General features: G+C 67.8%; 15 protein-coding genes. 3 read left to right on the top strand and 12 right to left on the bottom strand.

What is annotated here, in order from left to right; all coding sequences use genetic code 11:
* Positions 1–3 precede the first annotated feature (3 nt).
* From imuA to OVA13_RS03095, 9 genes are all read right to left on the bottom strand, one after another.
* Complete coding sequence (imuA, locus tag OVA13_RS03135; protein WP_267792367.1) at positions 4–630, bottom strand: translesion DNA synthesis-associated protein ImuA; 627 nt, start codon at positions 628–630, stop codon at positions 4–6.
* Between the two features lies 1 nt (position 631).
* Positions 632–1,237 (bottom strand): transcriptional repressor LexA, encoded by a 606-nt coding sequence (lexA, locus tag OVA13_RS03130; protein ID WP_267792366.1) that lies wholly within the window; start codon positions 1,235–1,237, stop codon positions 632–634.
* A 93-nt stretch (positions 1,238–1,330) separates the two neighbouring features.
* Complete coding sequence (locus tag OVA13_RS03125; protein WP_267792365.1) at positions 1,331–2,512, bottom strand: HDOD domain-containing protein; 1,182 nt, start codon at positions 2,510–2,512, stop codon at positions 1,331–1,333.
* A gap of 168 nt (positions 2,513–2,680) precedes the next feature.
* Positions 2,681–3,739, bottom strand: a complete 1,059-nt coding sequence (locus OVA13_RS03120; protein ID WP_267792364.1) for a L,D-transpeptidase — start codon at positions 3,737–3,739, stop codon at positions 2,681–2,683.
* A 13-nt stretch (positions 3,740–3,752) separates the two neighbouring features.
* A complete protein-coding gene (locus OVA13_RS03115) occupies positions 3,753–3,902 on the bottom strand; it encodes a hypothetical protein (protein ID WP_267792363.1) in 150 nt (49 codons plus the stop codon).
* A gap of 10 nt (positions 3,903–3,912) precedes the next feature.
* Positions 3,913–6,009 carry a patatin-like phospholipase family protein gene (locus OVA13_RS03110; protein ID WP_267792362.1) on the bottom strand — a complete coding sequence of 699 codons (2,097 nt, stop codon included), beginning with the start codon at positions 6,007–6,009 and terminating at the stop codon, positions 3,913–3,915.
* Positions 6,010–6,037: 28 nt separating this feature from the next.
* Positions 6,038–6,652, bottom strand: coding sequence for a trimeric intracellular cation channel family protein (locus OVA13_RS03105; protein ID WP_267792361.1), 615 nt, complete (start codon positions 6,650–6,652; stop codon positions 6,038–6,040).
* A gap of 134 nt (positions 6,653–6,786) precedes the next feature.
* Entirely contained in the window at positions 6,787–7,710 is a 924-nt protein-coding gene (locus OVA13_RS03100; protein WP_267792360.1) for a ribonuclease H-like domain-containing protein, read from the bottom strand.
* Positions 7,707–10,127, bottom strand: coding sequence for a DEAD/DEAH box helicase (locus OVA13_RS03095; protein ID WP_267792359.1), 2,421 nt, complete (start codon positions 10,125–10,127; stop codon positions 7,707–7,709). Before OVA13_RS03095 ends, OVA13_RS03100 begins: the two co-directional genes overlap by 4 nt.
* A gap of 190 nt (positions 10,128–10,317) precedes the next feature.
* Between OVA13_RS03095 and OVA13_RS03090 the strand changes: the two genes are divergently transcribed.
* The 3 genes from OVA13_RS03090 to OVA13_RS03080 all read left to right on the top strand — a co-directional run bounded on the left by OVA13_RS03090 (position 10,318) and on the right by OVA13_RS03080 (position 11,911).
* Positions 10,318–10,716 (top strand): hypothetical protein, encoded by a 399-nt coding sequence (locus OVA13_RS03090; protein WP_267792358.1) that lies wholly within the window; start codon positions 10,318–10,320, stop codon positions 10,714–10,716.
* 293 nt (positions 10,717–11,009) lie between these two features.
* Positions 11,010–11,468, top strand: a complete 459-nt coding sequence (locus tag OVA13_RS03085) for a hypothetical protein (protein ID WP_267792357.1) — start codon at positions 11,010–11,012, stop codon at positions 11,466–11,468.
* Between the two features lie 116 nt (positions 11,469–11,584).
* A complete protein-coding gene (locus OVA13_RS03080) occupies positions 11,585–11,911 on the top strand; it encodes a hypothetical protein (RefSeq protein WP_267792356.1) in 327 nt (108 codons plus the stop codon).
* Positions 11,912–11,938: 27 nt separating this feature from the next.
* On the opposite strand, the gene OVA13_RS03075 is transcribed toward OVA13_RS03080, so the two are convergent.
* Genes OVA13_RS03075 through OVA13_RS03065 form a run of 3 tightly spaced genes read right to left on the bottom strand, consistent with a single transcriptional unit; the run spans position 11,939 to position 15,691 of the window.
* Positions 11,939–13,447, bottom strand: a complete 1,509-nt coding sequence (locus OVA13_RS03075) for a response regulator (protein ID WP_267792355.1) — start codon at positions 13,445–13,447, stop codon at positions 11,939–11,941.
* A gap of 4 nt (positions 13,448–13,451) precedes the next feature.
* Positions 13,452–13,892 (bottom strand): response regulator, encoded by a 441-nt coding sequence (locus tag OVA13_RS03070; protein ID WP_267792354.1) that lies wholly within the window; start codon positions 13,890–13,892, stop codon positions 13,452–13,454.
* Positions 13,889–15,691 (bottom strand): ATP-binding protein, encoded by a 1,803-nt coding sequence (locus OVA13_RS03065; protein WP_267792353.1) that lies wholly within the window; start codon positions 15,689–15,691, stop codon positions 13,889–13,891. The genes OVA13_RS03070 and OVA13_RS03065 overlap by 4 nt, the downstream gene beginning before the upstream one ends.
* Between the last annotated feature and the right edge of the window lie 66 nt (positions 15,692–15,757).

Here is a 15,757-nt window from a genome sequence, read left to right as displayed (position 1 = left end):
GCCTCAATGCGCGACCAGCGCGAACGACTGCGCGGGCGCCGGGCCCCCGCGGCATTTGCGCACCTGCCAGTGCGTGCCGCCCTGCGCGTCGCGGGTGGCCTCCACGCGCAACGCGGCCGCCGACGGATTGGCCGCATGGCGGCGGTCACGCAGCGCGAAGCCCAGGCATTCGCCGCTGTCGGCCGCCACCTGCAGGCGACGCAGCGCAGGCCCGTCGGCATGCACCGGCCAACCCAGCACGGCGGCGCAGGCGCCGCTGCGCAGACACTGTTCGAACGCCCACAACGCATCGCGCGGCGTGGCTTCCACGATTTCCAGCAAGGCCAGGTCCACGCCCGCGGCCTGCCAGGCGGGTGCATACGGAATGTACGGCGGTGCGATCAGCGCCACCGTGCTGCCCGCCTGCGTCATCCGCGCCAGTGTGGGCAGCAGCAGCGCCAGTTCGCCCACCCCGTCGGCAGGCAGCAGCAGCTCGGTCAACGCGCGCCGGGGCCAGCCGCCCTGCGGCAGCAACGCGTCGAGCGCGGCGTGGCCGGTGGGTTCGCCATCGGCGGCGATGGCCGCGCTGCGGCCGGCGTGCCACAGCGTGCGCGCGGCCAGCAGCGTGTCGAGGGCGACCACCGCGCCCATGTCAGCCTCGCCTTACCAGGCCGCAGTACACGCCTTCGATGGCGAAGTCCTGCCCGGGCTGCACGTCGATGGGCGCATGCGCGGGATTGCGCGGCAGCAGGCGGATGCGGCGGCGCTCGCGCTGCAGGCGCTTGATGGTCAGTTCGCCGTCGATGCGGGCCACGACGGTCTGCCCATCGCGCGCATCGGGCGTTCGATGCACGCCGACCAGGTCGCCGTCGACGATGCCGTCGTCGATCATCGAATCGCCCTGCACCTTCAGCAGGTAATCCGGCTGCGGCGAAAACAGCCGGCGGTCCAGCCAGAGCTGCTCATCCAGGCCGATGTCGGCCCCGATCGGCTGGCCCGCGGCCACCCGGCCCAGCACGGGCAGCGGCAGCAGGTCGGCGGTGCCGCCGGGCAGGCGCAGGCCGCGCTTCTGGCCGGGCGCCTGCTCCAGCAGCCCATCGGCCACCAGCGCCTGCACGTGCTTCTGCGCGGCATTGCGGGAGGCGAAGCCGAAGGCCTCGGCGATGTCCGCCAGGCTGGGCGCGCGCCCGGCCGCCAGCTCCCGGCGCAGGAAGGCCAGGACGGCGGCACGTTGGGGAGGGAGGTCGACGGGGTGCATGGGTGTACATTTGTACACCCTTCCGTCGCTGGATACGAGACTGGCCCGATGGAAGGCGATGTGCTGGCGGGCGCCCGTCGGCGCCCGCCGAGGTCAGGCGGCCTGCCCTTCCACGCGGTCCAGCAGGGTTTCGGCCAACTGGCGCCAGTTGGGCAACTGGTCCAGCACGCCCAAGGACTTGAGGTAGGCCTCGTCGACCGGTTCGTTGCTGGCCAATGCACCGGCCACGTGCACCGCACCCGGCACCCAGAAGCTGCGCAGGCTGGAACGCTGCGGCTGGCGATGGAATGCCACTGCTTCCACGATCGGCATCGGCAGGCCCCACAGGCCCAGCAGGTAGGCGCCGGCTTCGGTGTGGCCCGGGCGGTCGTCCACGCTGCCGTCGGTGGACGGCGGGTCGCGTTCGTCGCGCACGCCGGGAAGCAGCAGGCCGATGTCGGCCAGCAGCGCGGCGGTGGCGCCGAGTTCGGAACTGGTGCGCGGCAGGATCTTCGCCGCCAGCCGCGACGCCAGCAACGCGCGCTGCTGCAGCGCGGCGCGGTCGACATTGGCGGCGGTCTTCATCGAGAAGACTTCGCTGGCCAGTACCAGGTCACGCAGCGTGCCCAGGCCCAGTCGCGTCACGGCCGCGCGCAGGTCGGTGATGGCGCGTCCGTTGGAGAAGTACGCCGAGTTGCACAGCTGCAGCACCTTGGCGGCGATGGCGGGGTCGCCGGCCACCAGCGTGGCGATGTCGCCGGCGGTGCCTTCGTCCTCTTCCAGTGCGCGGGTCAGCGCGAAGTACAGGTGCGGCGGCGACGGCAGGTGTTCGACGCGGCCGATGGCACGGCGCAGGCGCGGACTGTCCAGCAGGTCGCGCAGTTCTTCCAGGCTGTGGATCGCTTCCAGCACGGTTTCCGAGGAAAGCGGCAGCGGCAGGAAACGGTGCGCCACGCCGATCAGCTTGATCGGCGCGGCCAGGCTGTCGCCGTCGCCTTCCAGCAGGGCGATGCGGATGGTTTCCGGGCGCAGCGTGCGGATCTGGCCCAGCAGCGTCGCGGGCGGGAGGTCGGGCAATGCAGGCCCCGTCATCACCACGTCCACCGGACTGTTGGCCACGGCGAAGATGGCGGCATTGCCATCGGCGACCACGTCCACCGTCCATTCGTCGCCCATGTCGCCGATATAGTCAGTCAGGTCTGGCGGCAGGCAGCCGGTATCGCCAACGTACAGAATACGCAAAGCATTTCCCCTTGGATCGTTCGTGCAACCACGGCGGATGCCAACCCGCGGCATCCGTTCCCGATGAAATCTAGCAAGGTTGTCGGCCACCCCCGGGAGTTCTTGAACGCCCGCGTGAAGGACTGAGCAGCGCTTCACACTCTGCGCGCCGGGCTGTCGGTCAATCCCCGACAGCGTGGTCAATATTTGACCGCTGCCCGGACACGCATGCGCGGACCGGCGTCAGTGGCTGCTGTCGGCGGGTTCCGAATCGAGTACCGCGCGCGGTGCGGCGTGTTCGCCAGGCAGCATGGGGTGATCGGTCACCAGCAACGTGGTGCCCGCCGGCAACTGCGCGGCCACCTGCTGCACGAAGGCGGGCGGCACGCTGACACGGTCGATCGCATGCTTGTCCAGCACGCGCCCTTCTTCGGCCGTGTTGCCCGGTACGCCGATCGCACTCCAGGTACCCCCCGCCGCCTGCGTGGCGTCGGCTTGCTTCAACACGTAGACGTGCGTGCCGAGCGGCGTGGCAGGGTCGCGCAACGTAATGCCCGCACGACCGATTTCCACCCCATTGCGCAGCACCACGATGCGACGGTCGGCGCCGCTCAGGATGATCGACACGGGCCCCTGCAACGACAGCTCGGGCTGCCAGCGCCACGCCTGGCCCTGCTCCAGCAGCGGCGTGGCCACGGGCTCGCCGCTGCCCGGCGCCAACGGCGCGAGCGCGGCGGGATGCACCAGGTCTTCCGGTGAGCGTCCCTGTTCGGCGATCACCACCGTCATGCCCATCGGCGAGACGGCGAAGAGTTCCGCGGCGAACGCCGACGGCAGGTGCACGCAGCCATGCGATTCCGGATACCCCGGCAGGCCGCCCGCATGCAGCGCGACGCCGCCCCAGGTCAGCCGCTGCATGTACGGCATGGCCGCCTGGTTGTAGATGCTGGAATGGTGGTCCTTGTCCTTCTGCAGGATGGTGAAGACACCTGTCGGCGTCTCGTGGCCCTGGCGCCCGGTGCTGACCGTGGTCGTGCCGATCAGCACGCCGTTGCGATACACGTAGGCGCGCTGTTCGGTCAGGCTGACCACCACGGCGATCGGGCCAGCCGGCGCCGCGGAGGCGTTCCACACCCATTCGCCCGGCTTCAGCGCCGACGGCGCGGTCTGCACGGGACTGGATTCACGCGCGCCCCAGAACGGAACGGCCGCCATCGCCGACCCGGCCAACATGGCCAGCGCCACGCAGGCGAGGCGCCAGGTCCTTCGGCGTGTGCTCTTGCGGCCAGCAAGTTCGCTCATGTCAATGCTCCGGTCAGAATCCATCCAGCGTGCGCAGCAGCGATCCGAACGTCAGGTAGAACGAATCCTGCCCGCCCTCGGCACGACCATAGCCCAGGAAGATCGGTCCGAGGAAGGTGTCCGCGCCGACGAATACGCTGCCCGCCCCCAGCATGTCGTCCACGCTGACGTCCTCACGACGGCGCCAGAAGCCGCCCCACTCCAGGCTTCCGCCCAGATAGACCGGAATCGACAGCAGTGAGTCGGCATGCGCCACGCGGCGGTAATAGACCATGCGCGCCAGTGCAGTCTGCGGCGCGAAGATGCCCTCCTCCGGATAGCCCGACAGGTTTCCCAGCCCACCGAGGAACCCGTAAGTGGCCAACAATGCATCCCCATCGTGCGACGAACTGGCTCGCAACCCGCCCAGCCAGCGGTTCTCGCCGTGCGACCACGCCCCGTCCCACTGCAGCCGACTGACGCTGGCGGCGGTGTCCGATCCCAGTGAGGACAGGAACTGCTGGTGGATCAGCGAGAGACGATGTCCGTGGCGCGGGAATGCGGAGCTGTCGATCGAATCGTGCCGGAGCTGCACGCCCAGGCTGCCGAGCGAGGCGCGATAGTTGCCCAGCACCGACGGATCGCCCACGTCCAGGCGCAGCCGCTCCTGGCCGCGCTCCACGAACAATGCGCCCTCCCAGTCCGGATGCGGCGAATACGCAGCGCAACCCGCCCAGCCACTGGCTGTAGCGCAACTGCGCAAACGCACCATGGCCGTACAGCGCCAGGTCCTGATCGGTGGCGCGATAGTCGGCATAGGCCGAGACTGCATGGCGACCGCGCGCGCCCATGGGCTGGTACCACTCGGCGAACAGTTCCTCCACCTCACCCAAGCCCAACCGGAACTTGAGTTCCCCGCCTTGCTCACTCAGGCCGGTACGGGTCATCTCGGCGATCAGCTGGTAGTTGCTGTAGCCGTCGAAATCATCCGACAGCCGCAATGCGAAATGGATGAAGTCAGGGCCCCAGTGCTTGTCCTGCGGTGCCACCACGATGCCATGGCGCCCCTCGCGTTCGGCCAGTCGCCATTGCAGTTGTTCATAGCGGCCTTCGCCGTAGGCGTTGGCCAACTGGCGCTCGACCTGCGGGACATCCAGAGGCTTTCCGACATGCTGCGCCATCCGCTGCTCGACATAACGCGCCGTGCGCGTGCCACCGCGCACGACATCGACGAATGCCACGATGGGCGCCTCATAAGCCGGTGGCCGGTGGCGCTGCGCGAACCGTGCGTACGCATCCTCGTCCACGCGGTAACGCTGCAGGGCAGCCAATGACTGTTCCGCTGCCTGCTGCCCCACGGCCACGGCCTGGGGAGAGCGGTTGAAATCCTGGCTGCCCATGTCCCCCAGTGCCGGCGTGATCAGCAGGTCCTCCGTACCTAGCGTGGCGATCTGCGCTTCGACTTCCTTCTTCATCAGCACGTTGGCCATCTGGTGGCTGATCGCCAGTGGCGAGCTGAGCTGTTCTTCGGTCATCAGCGGCGAACCCACCCGCGACACGATCAGCCGCTGCCCACCCAGCTTGCGGGGTTCGTCGATGGGCACGTTGTCGACCACGCCCCCATCCACCAGCAGCCGCCCGTCCACCCTTACCGGGGCGAACACCCCGGGCACCGACATGCTGGCGCGGATCGCCATCGCCAGATCGCCCTGCTCGAACACCACCTTTTCGCCAGTGACGATGTCGGTGGCGATGGCCCGGAACGGAATGGGCAGGTCATCGAAATCCTGTACCTCCCAGGCCGGCAGCAACAACCGGCGCAGCAGCATTTCCAGTTTCTGGCCCTGGATGATGCCGCGCGGGAAAGAGATCTTGCCGTCGCGCAGCCCCACTTCCGCGCCACCCAGCAGGCGCAGGTCGTCTTCCTTGCGGCGCATGCTGCGCTCGTTGCGCGGCGGCTTGTCGCGCAGCACGGCATTCCAGTCGATGCGGTCCAGCACGGCCTCGATCTCGTCGGCGGTGTAGCCGGTGGCATACAGACCGCCGACGATAGCGCCCATCGAGGTACCCACGATGCAGTCCACTGGAATGCGCTCGCGCTCCAGCACCTTCAGCAGGCCGATATGCGCGGCGCCACGCGCACCACCGCCCCCCAGCACCAGACAGGTGCGCGGGCGTGCATCCGCCACGGTGGTCGGCGCGGCAACGGATTCCGCCGATGCCTGCGCCAGGCTCTGCAGGGGGACCATCAACAACGCGGCCATCAACCAACGGGGAAACCCTCGTGTCATCGGCGCATCGCTCCTTGCAGCGGCATGGTCAATCCCATTCGGAACGGTAGACGAAGCGTGGCATGTTCCATTCGTAGCGTATCGCCAGCATGCGTACCACGAACCCGACCACCATCGCGATGGCCACCACCGCGTCATGCAGCAGTGGCGTCCGCCCCAGTGCCAGGTACAGCGCGCCGGTCAGCAGGGAAACACTGGCATACAGTTCCTTCTGGAACAGGAGCGGCACCTGGCCGCACAACAGGTCGCGCAGCACGCCGCCTGCGCAGCCGGTCACCATGCCGGCCACCACCACGATCAGCAGCGGCAGCTCGAGTGCCAGCGCGACGTTGCAGCCGATGATCGTGAAGACCACCAGCCCCACCGCGTCCAGCGTCAGGAACACCTTGCGCAGGCGACGCATGTAGGGCGCGATGAAAGCCACCGCCAGTGCCGCCACCACCGTCACCACCAGGTATTCCGGATGCCTGATCCACGTCAGCGGGTAATGCCCCAGCAGCACGTCGCGGACGGTGCCACCGCCCAGCGCGGTGATGGATGCCACCACGCAGACGCCGAACCAGTCCATCTGCTTGCGTCCGGCCACCAGCGCCGCCGTCATGGCCTCGGCGATGATCGCCACGATGTACAGGACATGCAGCACCCGCGATCTCCCAGGCTGATCCGTGACCTGCCCATGATCCCGACGCGGACAGAGGGGCTCCGCGTGTCCGCGGCCGATCTATGGCCTTTATATCGCAGCAAAAGTTATATCACCATCGTACCGGCAGGCCGATGTCAGTCGGTTTCGCGCTTCTCCGGCCGCAGACCGGGCAGTGTGTCGATGCCAGCATCCGGCGGGCCCTCGGCCAGATGCACGAGCAGCCGCGCCAGCGTCACCACGTCCTGGAAGTTGTGCAGCAGCACGCGCCTGAGCAGGCCGGCGTCGCCACCGCGCAGATACTGCAGCCAGGCGCCCGGTGCTTCCGAGCCCGGCAGGTCATCCTCCCGCACGATGCCCAGTGCATTGCGCTCGATGGTGGCCAGCCGGCAGTTCTCCCACACGCCGCGATAACGGCGACGCGTGGGGAACAGCAGGTCGAGGTGATCGATGCCGGCGAGCGGCGTGCCCATCCGCGCCAGCCGATAACGCGTTGCCAGCAGCGGGGCGTCGTAGCAGCGGCCGTTGTAGCTGACCAGGCGTGTGTCTTCGCCCAGCCAGCCGGCGAACGCGCGCAGCATCGCCGGCTCGGCGGAAAGATGGGTGATCAGCAGCTGGCGGACACGCAATCCGCCCGGCACGAAATCCGACGCACCGATCATGAAGGCGCGCGTGCCGGTGCCACCGGAGAGGCCCGTGGTCTCCGTGTCGAACAGCAGCATGCCGGCCGTGGGCATCGGGTCGCAGCGCGCGAACGTGCCGTCCACGTGCACCGGCACGTCATCGAAGGGCAGCACCTGTTCCAGCAGCAGGACGCCCGGCGCGATTTCCTGGCCGGGCAGCGCCCGGTCACGGGCATGCAGCGGCGGGCGCGGCAGCGCTTTTTCGCGCAGGCCCAGCATGCGACGAAGCGCCGGCAGCGGATCATGCGGCGGCGGCGGCGGCGGCACATCCGCCGTGGCGAACGCATCCCGTGCCGTGTCGATGCCGACCCGGCGCGGCGTGGCACCCTGCCCCGCCTGGTGGCGCAGCCGCTGCAGCTTTTCCAGGCTGATGCTCATGCGGCATCCAGCAGCTGCAGCACGCGCGTGGCCAATGCGCGCGGTGTGGTGGCGGCGTCCTCGTCCACCGCCAGCACCGGCCCCACGCACGCGGGACAGCCCGCCTTGCAGTCGCACGCCGACACCAGCTGCGAGGCACGGTGTACCAGCTCGCGCTGTCGCCGCCACAGCGGTTCACTCAGGCCGATGCCGCCGGGATAGTTGTCGTACAGGTAGACGGTGGGCACGAAACGTTCGCCCGATACCGGCGACAGCACCTGGCTTTCCGTTCCCCGCAACTGTCCGCGGCCCTTCGTGTCCGGCAGGGCGAACCAGGCACCGTCGCCGTCGCCTACCGCCTTCTGCAGGTCGCGGCCTTCGGCCATCACGGCGACGGTGGCGGCGATGTGCAGGGCGTAGGCGGCGCCGAGGAAGCCATCCAGCGCTTCCTGCCTCGATTCGAACGCCGACTCCAGCAGTGCCGGCGGCAGCTGCCACCACAGGCTGGTGGTGTGCATCTCCTGGTCCGGCAGGTTCACCGGGCCGTAGCCGATGTTCTCGTGCGTGTAGTAGCGGATCTTCTTGTAGCCGGCCACGCGCCGCACCACGTGCACCTCGCCGTGGTGGCACGTGCCCTGCCCGGCGATGCCGCCGTCGAAACGCTCCAGCACCTTCAGCTTGGTGTAGTCGATCGCGTCGGTGTAGTAGTCCACATGGGTGCGGGTGACGTAGGCCTTGCGCCCTTCCCAGTCCAGCCGCTCCACCTGGTACGGCGTGGACTGGATCATGTGGATCGCGCCTTCGTACAACGTCAGCGGCGCGGCGCTGAAATCCACTTCGGCGATGATCACCTGGCGACCATCGGTGCGGTCGACCACCACGAAGTTGCCGTCCGCCACCGAGCGCAGACTGACCGCGTTGGCCGGATAGCTGTCGGCGATCCACTCGTAGCGGTCGCCTTCACGATGCACCACGCTGTCCTCGTCCAGCAGCTGCAGGAACGGTGACGGATCCACCGGCCCGAACGGCTCGCCGGCGAGGAATGGCAGTTCGAACGCTGCGCAGCGCACGTGGTCCAGCAGGATCATCGGCTGGTCGGGCGCGATGCGCGCGTGCTCCGGCGGGCTGTCGGCGAAGAACTCCGGATGCCGCACCACGTACTGGTCCAGCGGCTGCGAACTGGCCACCAGGATGCCCAGCGACGCCTGCTGGCGGCGCCCGGCGCGGCCGAAGCGCTGCCAGGTCGCCGCGATGGAACCCGGATACCCGTTCAGCACCACCGCGTCCAGGCTGCCGATATCCACGCCCAGCTCCAGCGCGGAAGTGGAGACGATGCCGTCCACGCGTCCGTCGCGCATCGCGCGCTCGGCGTCACGGCGCTCGGTGGGCAGGTAGCCGCCGCGATACGCGCGGATGCGCGCCGGCTTGCGCGGGTCGTGGTCGAACACGTCCTTCAGGTACTTGGTCAGCACTTCCACCATCGTGCGCGACTGCGCGAACACCAGCGTCTTCAGGCCGGCCTTGATCGCCAGCCGCGCGATGCGGTTGCTCTGCGAGCGCGCGGATGCCCGCAGGCCCAGGTCGGGATTGACCACCGGCGGATTCCACAGCAGTACGTGCTTGTCGCCGGTGGGCGCGCCGGATTCGGTGATCGCATGCACGGGCAGTTCCAGCAACGCTTCCGCATGCGCCTGTGGATTGCCGATGGTGGCCGAGCAGACGATGAACTGCGGCGTGCTGCCGTAGAACGCGCACACCCGCTTCAGGCGCCGCAGCACGTTGGCCACGTGGCTGCCGAACACGCCGCGGTACGTGTGCACTTCGTCGATCACCACGTAGCGCAGGTTCTCGAAGAACTGCGCCCACTTGGTGTGGTGCGGCAGGATGGCCTGGTGCAGCATGTCCGGGTTGCTGACCACGATATCGCCATGCAGCCGGATCGCCTGGCGCGCATCCCCCGGGGTATCGCCGTCGAAGGTGAAGGCCTTCAGTCCCAGCTCGCCCGCCTTGCTCAGGTCCAGCAGTTCGGCCACCTGGTCCTGCGCCAGCGCCTTGGTCGGGAACAGGTACAGCGCCTTGCCCTTGCGCGACAGCGCCGACGCCACCACCGGCAGCGTGTAGCACAGCGACTTCCCCGATGCGGTCGGCGTGACCACCGCCAGGTGCGCGCCCGCCTGCGCCTGCTGCCAGGCCTCGGCCTGGTGCGAATACAGCCGTTCGATGCCACGCATGCGCAAGGCCCGGGCGAGCGCCGGCGGCAGGTCGCCGGGCAGTTCGGCATAGGAGCCTTCACGGCCCGGGATGAGGAATGTCCCGGTCACCCGGTCGTGGTACTTCGCGGCCAGGCGCGCCGCCAATGCGGTGCCGTCCCCGGTACGCGAAGGAAGCAGCGATGCTTCCGTTTCAAGGTGTCGCAACAGGGACGTCTGGCCAGGCATGGGAAGGGTTCGTGGTGAGAGACGCCGCATCAGATCGCACCCGCGTCGCAACCGGTGAGACGCAGGTGCGCCGTGGGCATTCAGGCGCATGAAGCGCCGGTCAGTGTTGTGACGCGCGGGCTACGCTTTTCTCACGGTCAAGTAACCCGCCAGGCGATATCACGGCATCACCCCAGCATGAGCCCCTGCCATGAATCGCATCCTCTACCGTGAACGCCTGGAATCCCTGCAACGGGCGCGCGTGCGCACCTCGTCCACCACGTTCATGCCCGCCGTGGATGGCACCGACGACTTCGCGGCCTTCAGCGCCCACGACTTCCGTCGCCGCGTGCGCCTGCATCCCGACGTGGCGTGGGAAGACGCATGCCGTGCCTACGCGCTTGCCGTGGCCACGCACACCGACCAGGACAGGGCGCTCGACCTGCAGACCGAAGCCCGGCTGGAAGACCAGTGGGAGCAGCTCAGCGGCGATGCCGGGCCGGATTGGCCGGTGGCGCGCACGATGCTGTGCGAGGCCTGGCGTTGGCTGGATGAGCATGGGCAGGAACCGGGCGAGCATCACGACACGCGTGTTCCCCGCCTGCACTGAGCCGTACCACCGGCCGCCTTGTCAGGGAAAGCGCTCTACTCGAAGGAAAAATAATCGACATACGGTGTCCGCTTGTCCCGTCCCCTGCCGTACACAGCTAGGCAGGGGGCGATAACAAGACCAGGCAACGCGATGGGATTCGCCGTGCAAGCGCATGGCGAATGAGGGAAATGCCCAGGGCCCAAGCGACCCGAAGGCCATGCGGCAAACGCCTGATGCGACCGGCATCGCACCGAGGCACGCATTCCACCCCCATCCTCCGCTGCCAGGCCTTGCTGCATGGAGCGGACACCATGGTGCCTCTGGACGAAGCCCACCCCAGGACGTTGCAAGCCTGCCCGGCCTGCGCGGTGATCGACATCCAGGCCGAATTGAGGTTCTGGGAGCAGCACTACGCACAGCAGGCATTCCATCGCAATGGCGTCGCCTTCCGGCATTACGTGCCCACCCTCAAGTTCGCCTACGACACCTACCTGCTCTCGCCGCACGATGCGCTGGAAGACCTGATGCCGTCACTGGCAACACGCTACGAGCGCAACGTCGTATCGGCCATGCGCCTGGACTGGCCGGTGGCGCAGGAGATCCTCAGGGCCGTCTGGCGGCGGCTCGGCGCCTCGCTGCAGAATGCCGGGCGCTCCTCGATCCTCCGGATCGAAGATGCACTCGATGAGCGCAGCATCGTGGCGGCGGCGCTGCAGCAGAACGACACCGGATCGCGCCCCACGACGTTCACGCAGTCTCTGCAAAGGTGAATGAAAAAGCCCTCGCGGCGTTACTTGCGGGTTAAATGGGCCTTTATTTCACTTAACACTCACTTCGCGAAACCAAGAATCACCCCACGTCGTCCACACAGCCACAGGGGTGAGTCATGGGAAGCCGTCAATTTCGCAATACCGATGCAACCGCGCAGATCGTGGATATCGATGCCGAACTTGCGTACTGGAAGACACGCATGCACGAGAACACGTTCCAGGTGGTCGGCGCGACCATCAACGACCTGGAAACCTGCATCAAGGTGGGTTACGACGGGTACCTGCTGCACCACCGGCAGGAGTTCGAGGAAGTCGCCCCCGCCCTGCGTGCGCGCCTGGAACGCTATTCGCCGTCCACGCCGATCGGCTGGTACCGCGCCCAGCCGATCATGCGCGAAGTGTGGCAGCGGTTGAAGCCCGCCAACCGCGCGCTGCACGCCTGATCGAACGCATGTCGGGCGACGCGGGCCTCAGGCCCGCGTCCCCAGCGCTTCTTCGATGATGGTGAAAAGTTCGTTGACCTGCACCGGCTTGGTGATGACCGCGTGGCAACCGGCGGCCGTCACCGCTTCGGGATGATCCTGCAACAGCACCACAGGCCCACTGAAACCCGCATTGCGGAGTGAGGCCAGCACGTCGGCCGCCGAGATCAGCATGATGTCCTGATCGATCACGGCCAAGGCGGGCATGCCGTCGCGTGCGGTCTGCTGCAACGCCTGCGCGCCGTCCAGCGCCATCATCGGGTCATAGCCCTGGCTGGCCAAGGCATTGCCCAGCAACGACAGACGGGTCGCATCGCCGTCCACCAGCAGGATGCGACGTCCCTCGCCATCCAGGAAATCATGGTGCGGATCGGCATGGGCATCGACCGGCGCGTGCACCGGCAGGTGGATCTGGAAGGTGGTGCCGCGCCCTACTTCGCTTTCCACCACGATGCGGCCCTTGGCCGCCTCGACAATGCGCTTGCACGACATCAGGCCCAGTCCGGTACCGGTGGACTTGGTGGTGAAGAACGGGGTGAACAGCTGTTGCTGCGTGGCTTCGTCCATCCCCGTGCCTGCATCCTGCACCCGCACCACCACGCTGTCGCCACCCTGCTCATCGGTGACGCGCTCGGCCGACAGCAGCAACCGTCCGCCGTTCTCCGCCATCGCCTGGATGCCGTTGAGGCACAGGTTGATCAGGCACTGCTGGAACTCGGTGTAGTTGCCCTCGATCAGCAGGTCTTCGGGCGGCATCACCACGTCCAGCTGCACCTTGCGCGTCAGGCTGCCCTGCAGCAGCAGCTGCACGGCGCGGAACAGCGACGCCACGCTGATGCTCTCGCTGGCCTTGCGCGACCCGCGCACGAACGACAGCATCGAATCGGCCATCTCGTGCCCGCGCTTGCCGCTCTCGGAGATCACCGCGCCCAGGCGCAGGATCTTGGGGTCGTCACTGTAGGTCGACAGCAGGTCCGGCACGATCAGCAGCGGCTGCAGGATGTTGCGCAGGTCGTGACTCAGGCCGGCCGCCAGCATCGCCAGGCAGTCGAGCCGCTGCGAACGCATCAGTTCGCGTTCGGCGCGTTCGCGCTCACGCTCGCTGCGCGCCTCGCGGATGGCGCGCGCCACCGCCGACGGCAGGCGCACGGGGTTGTGCTTCAGCACGTAGTCGCTGGCGCCCTTCTGCAGCGCGTTGACCGCGGCTTCCTCGCCGATGGTGCCGGAGAAGAACACGAACGGCATGGACGGATCGTGCTGTTTCAGGATCTCCAGCGCCTGGAAACCGGAAAACCCCGGCAGGTCCAGGTCGGACAGCACCAGGTCGAAGGTCTCGTCCCGCAGGCTGGCGCGCAGGCTGGCGCCATCCTCCACGCGCGTGAACGACGCATCCAGCCCGGCGTCGAGCAGCTGTTCCATCAGCAGTTCGGCATCCTCGTACGAATCCTCCACCAGCAGGATGCGCACGGGACCCAGTGAGTGGCCGTTCAATGGCACGGGATCAACCCTTGTTGGGAATTTCGTTGATGACGGCCCAGAAGCGCCCCAGCGTCTTCACCGCCAGGAAGAACTGCTCGATGTCCACCGGCTTCACGACGTAGGCATTCACGCCCATGTCCCAGCTGCGGGCCAGGTCGCTCTCTTCGCGCGACGAGGACAGGATCACCACCGGCAGGTGCTTCAGGGAATCCTCCGCGCGGATCGCCTGCAGTACTTCCAAGCCATCCATGCGCGGCATCTTGATGTCCAGCAGCAGCACCGCCGGCAGGCCTTCGGCGCGATCCTTGTAGGCACCGCGGCGCATCAGGTAATCCATCGCCTCCACGCCATCCTCGACATGCACGATGGGATTGGCCAGGTTGGCATCGCGCAGCGCGTCGATCGCCATTTCGGCATCGGCCGGACTGTCTTCGGCCAGCAGGATGGTGCGGATGTCGCTCATGCGTTTCGTTCTCGGGAGGGCGACGCATCGAGCGCCGCGGGAAGGGTGAAGTGGAAGGTGGCGCCCTGGTCAGGCGTGGATTCGGCCCAGATGCGGCCGCCATGGCGGCTCAGCACGCGGCGCACGCTGGCCAGGCCGATGCCGGTGCCGGGGAAGTCGCTGGCCTTGTGCAGGCGCTGGAACACGCCGAACAGCTTGCCGGCATAGGCCATGTCGAAGCCGGCGCCGTTGTCGCGCACGCTGAAGTGGTGGCTGCCATCGTCCTGCAGTTCGTGGCCGACCTCGATCACCGCGCGCTCGCGCTGGCTGCTGTACTTCACCGCGTTGCCCAGCAGGTTGCCCCACACCTGCCGCATCATGTTCTCGTCGGCCACCACGATGGGCATCGGCGCGATGCGCCACTCGACCCGCGTGGTGCTGCCATCGGACGATGCATTGGCATCCAGCATGGCGCGCGCCTCGGCCACCAGCGACTGCATGTCCACGGCCTGCAGGCGCAGCGCGCTGCGGCCCAGGCGGGAATAGACCAGCAGGTCGTCGATCAGCTGCGACATGCGGCGCGCGGAATTGCCGATGACCTCCAGGTAATGGCGGCTCTTTTCGTCCGCAGCGTCGCCCAGGTGGCGCGACAGCTTGTCGGAGAAACCGGCCACGTGGCGCAACGGCGCGCGCAGGTCGTGCGATACCGAATAGCTGAAGGCTTCCAGCTCGCGGTTCACTTCCGACACCTGTTCGATCTTGCCTTCCAGTTGCTGGTTGAGCGCGGCGATTTCCTGCTGTGCGGTCTTCTGCAGCGAGATGTCGCTGACCGTCACCAGCACGGCGTGGTCCTCGCCTTCCGGCAGCGGCATGCGGCGTGCATTCACCAGCACGGTGCGGCGCAGGCCGTCGGCGGTGTCCTGCTGCAGTTCGTAGTCCCACAGCTCGCGGCCACGCGCCAGCACGTCGCCCAGCCGCTGCCGCATCACGCGGTCCTGCCAGGCGTTGCCCAGCTCGTCCAGGCTGCCGGCCTTCTGGCCGGGCGCCAGCCCGTACAGTTCGGCGAAGGCGGTGTTGTGCATCTGGATGTGCTGCTCGGCATCCAGCAGCACGATGGGTTCGCGCACGGTATCCAGCACCACCATCGCGCGCTGGCTGGCCTGCGCGGTCTGCTTCTCGGCCGCCAGCCGGCGTGCCACCTGGCGGCCCAGCGACATCAGTACCAGCGACAGCAGCAGCAGCTGGGCGCCCAGGGCAGCCATCCGCAGCCAGTCTGCCCGCTGGCGTTGCTTCATGGAGTCATGCGTCCGCTGCGCCAGCAGCGCGCGTTCGTTGTCCAGGATCTGGTTCAGCAGGCCGCGTATCGGGAAACGGGTGGCCAGCGGCGCCACCACTACACCCCGGTAATTCTCGGGCGCCACCAGCAGCTGGTCGATGACCTCCAGCCGCGCGTCCACCAGTTCGCGCAGGCGGCCGACCAGCACCAGCTGCTCGGGATTGTCGGTCGTCAGTTCGACCAGCGCCTTGAATTTCTCCGGCATCGAAGCCCGGCCGGTGACCAGCCGCTCGCGCGCCAAGGGATGGTCCACACCCAGTGCGATCAGCATGGCGGAAGACTCCACCTCGCGGACATCCAGCGCCAACGCGAGCACGGTCGCTTCCACCTGGTGGGTGTGGGCGACGGCATCGGCGGCGGCCAGATTGGTCCGCGACAGCTGCTGCAGCATGATGACCGGGGCCACGACGATCAGCAGGATCAGCACGCCCATCGCGGGCAATCGCCATTTGCCCCAGGCGTAGCGGGCGGAATGTTCCGTCATGGTCCCCTTCGTCGTGGAAGCGATGGGGGCGCCGACAAGCACCCTGCCCATCACAGGTGTGACAGG

Source organism: Pseudoxanthomonas sp. SL93, assembly GCF_026625825.1.
In the GTDB taxonomy this organism is placed as follows: domain Bacteria; phylum Pseudomonadota; class Gammaproteobacteria; order Xanthomonadales; family Xanthomonadaceae; genus Pseudoxanthomonas_A.
Note: the sequence above shows the minus strand (reverse complement) of the source record. Positions and strands in the feature narration are given on the sequence as shown.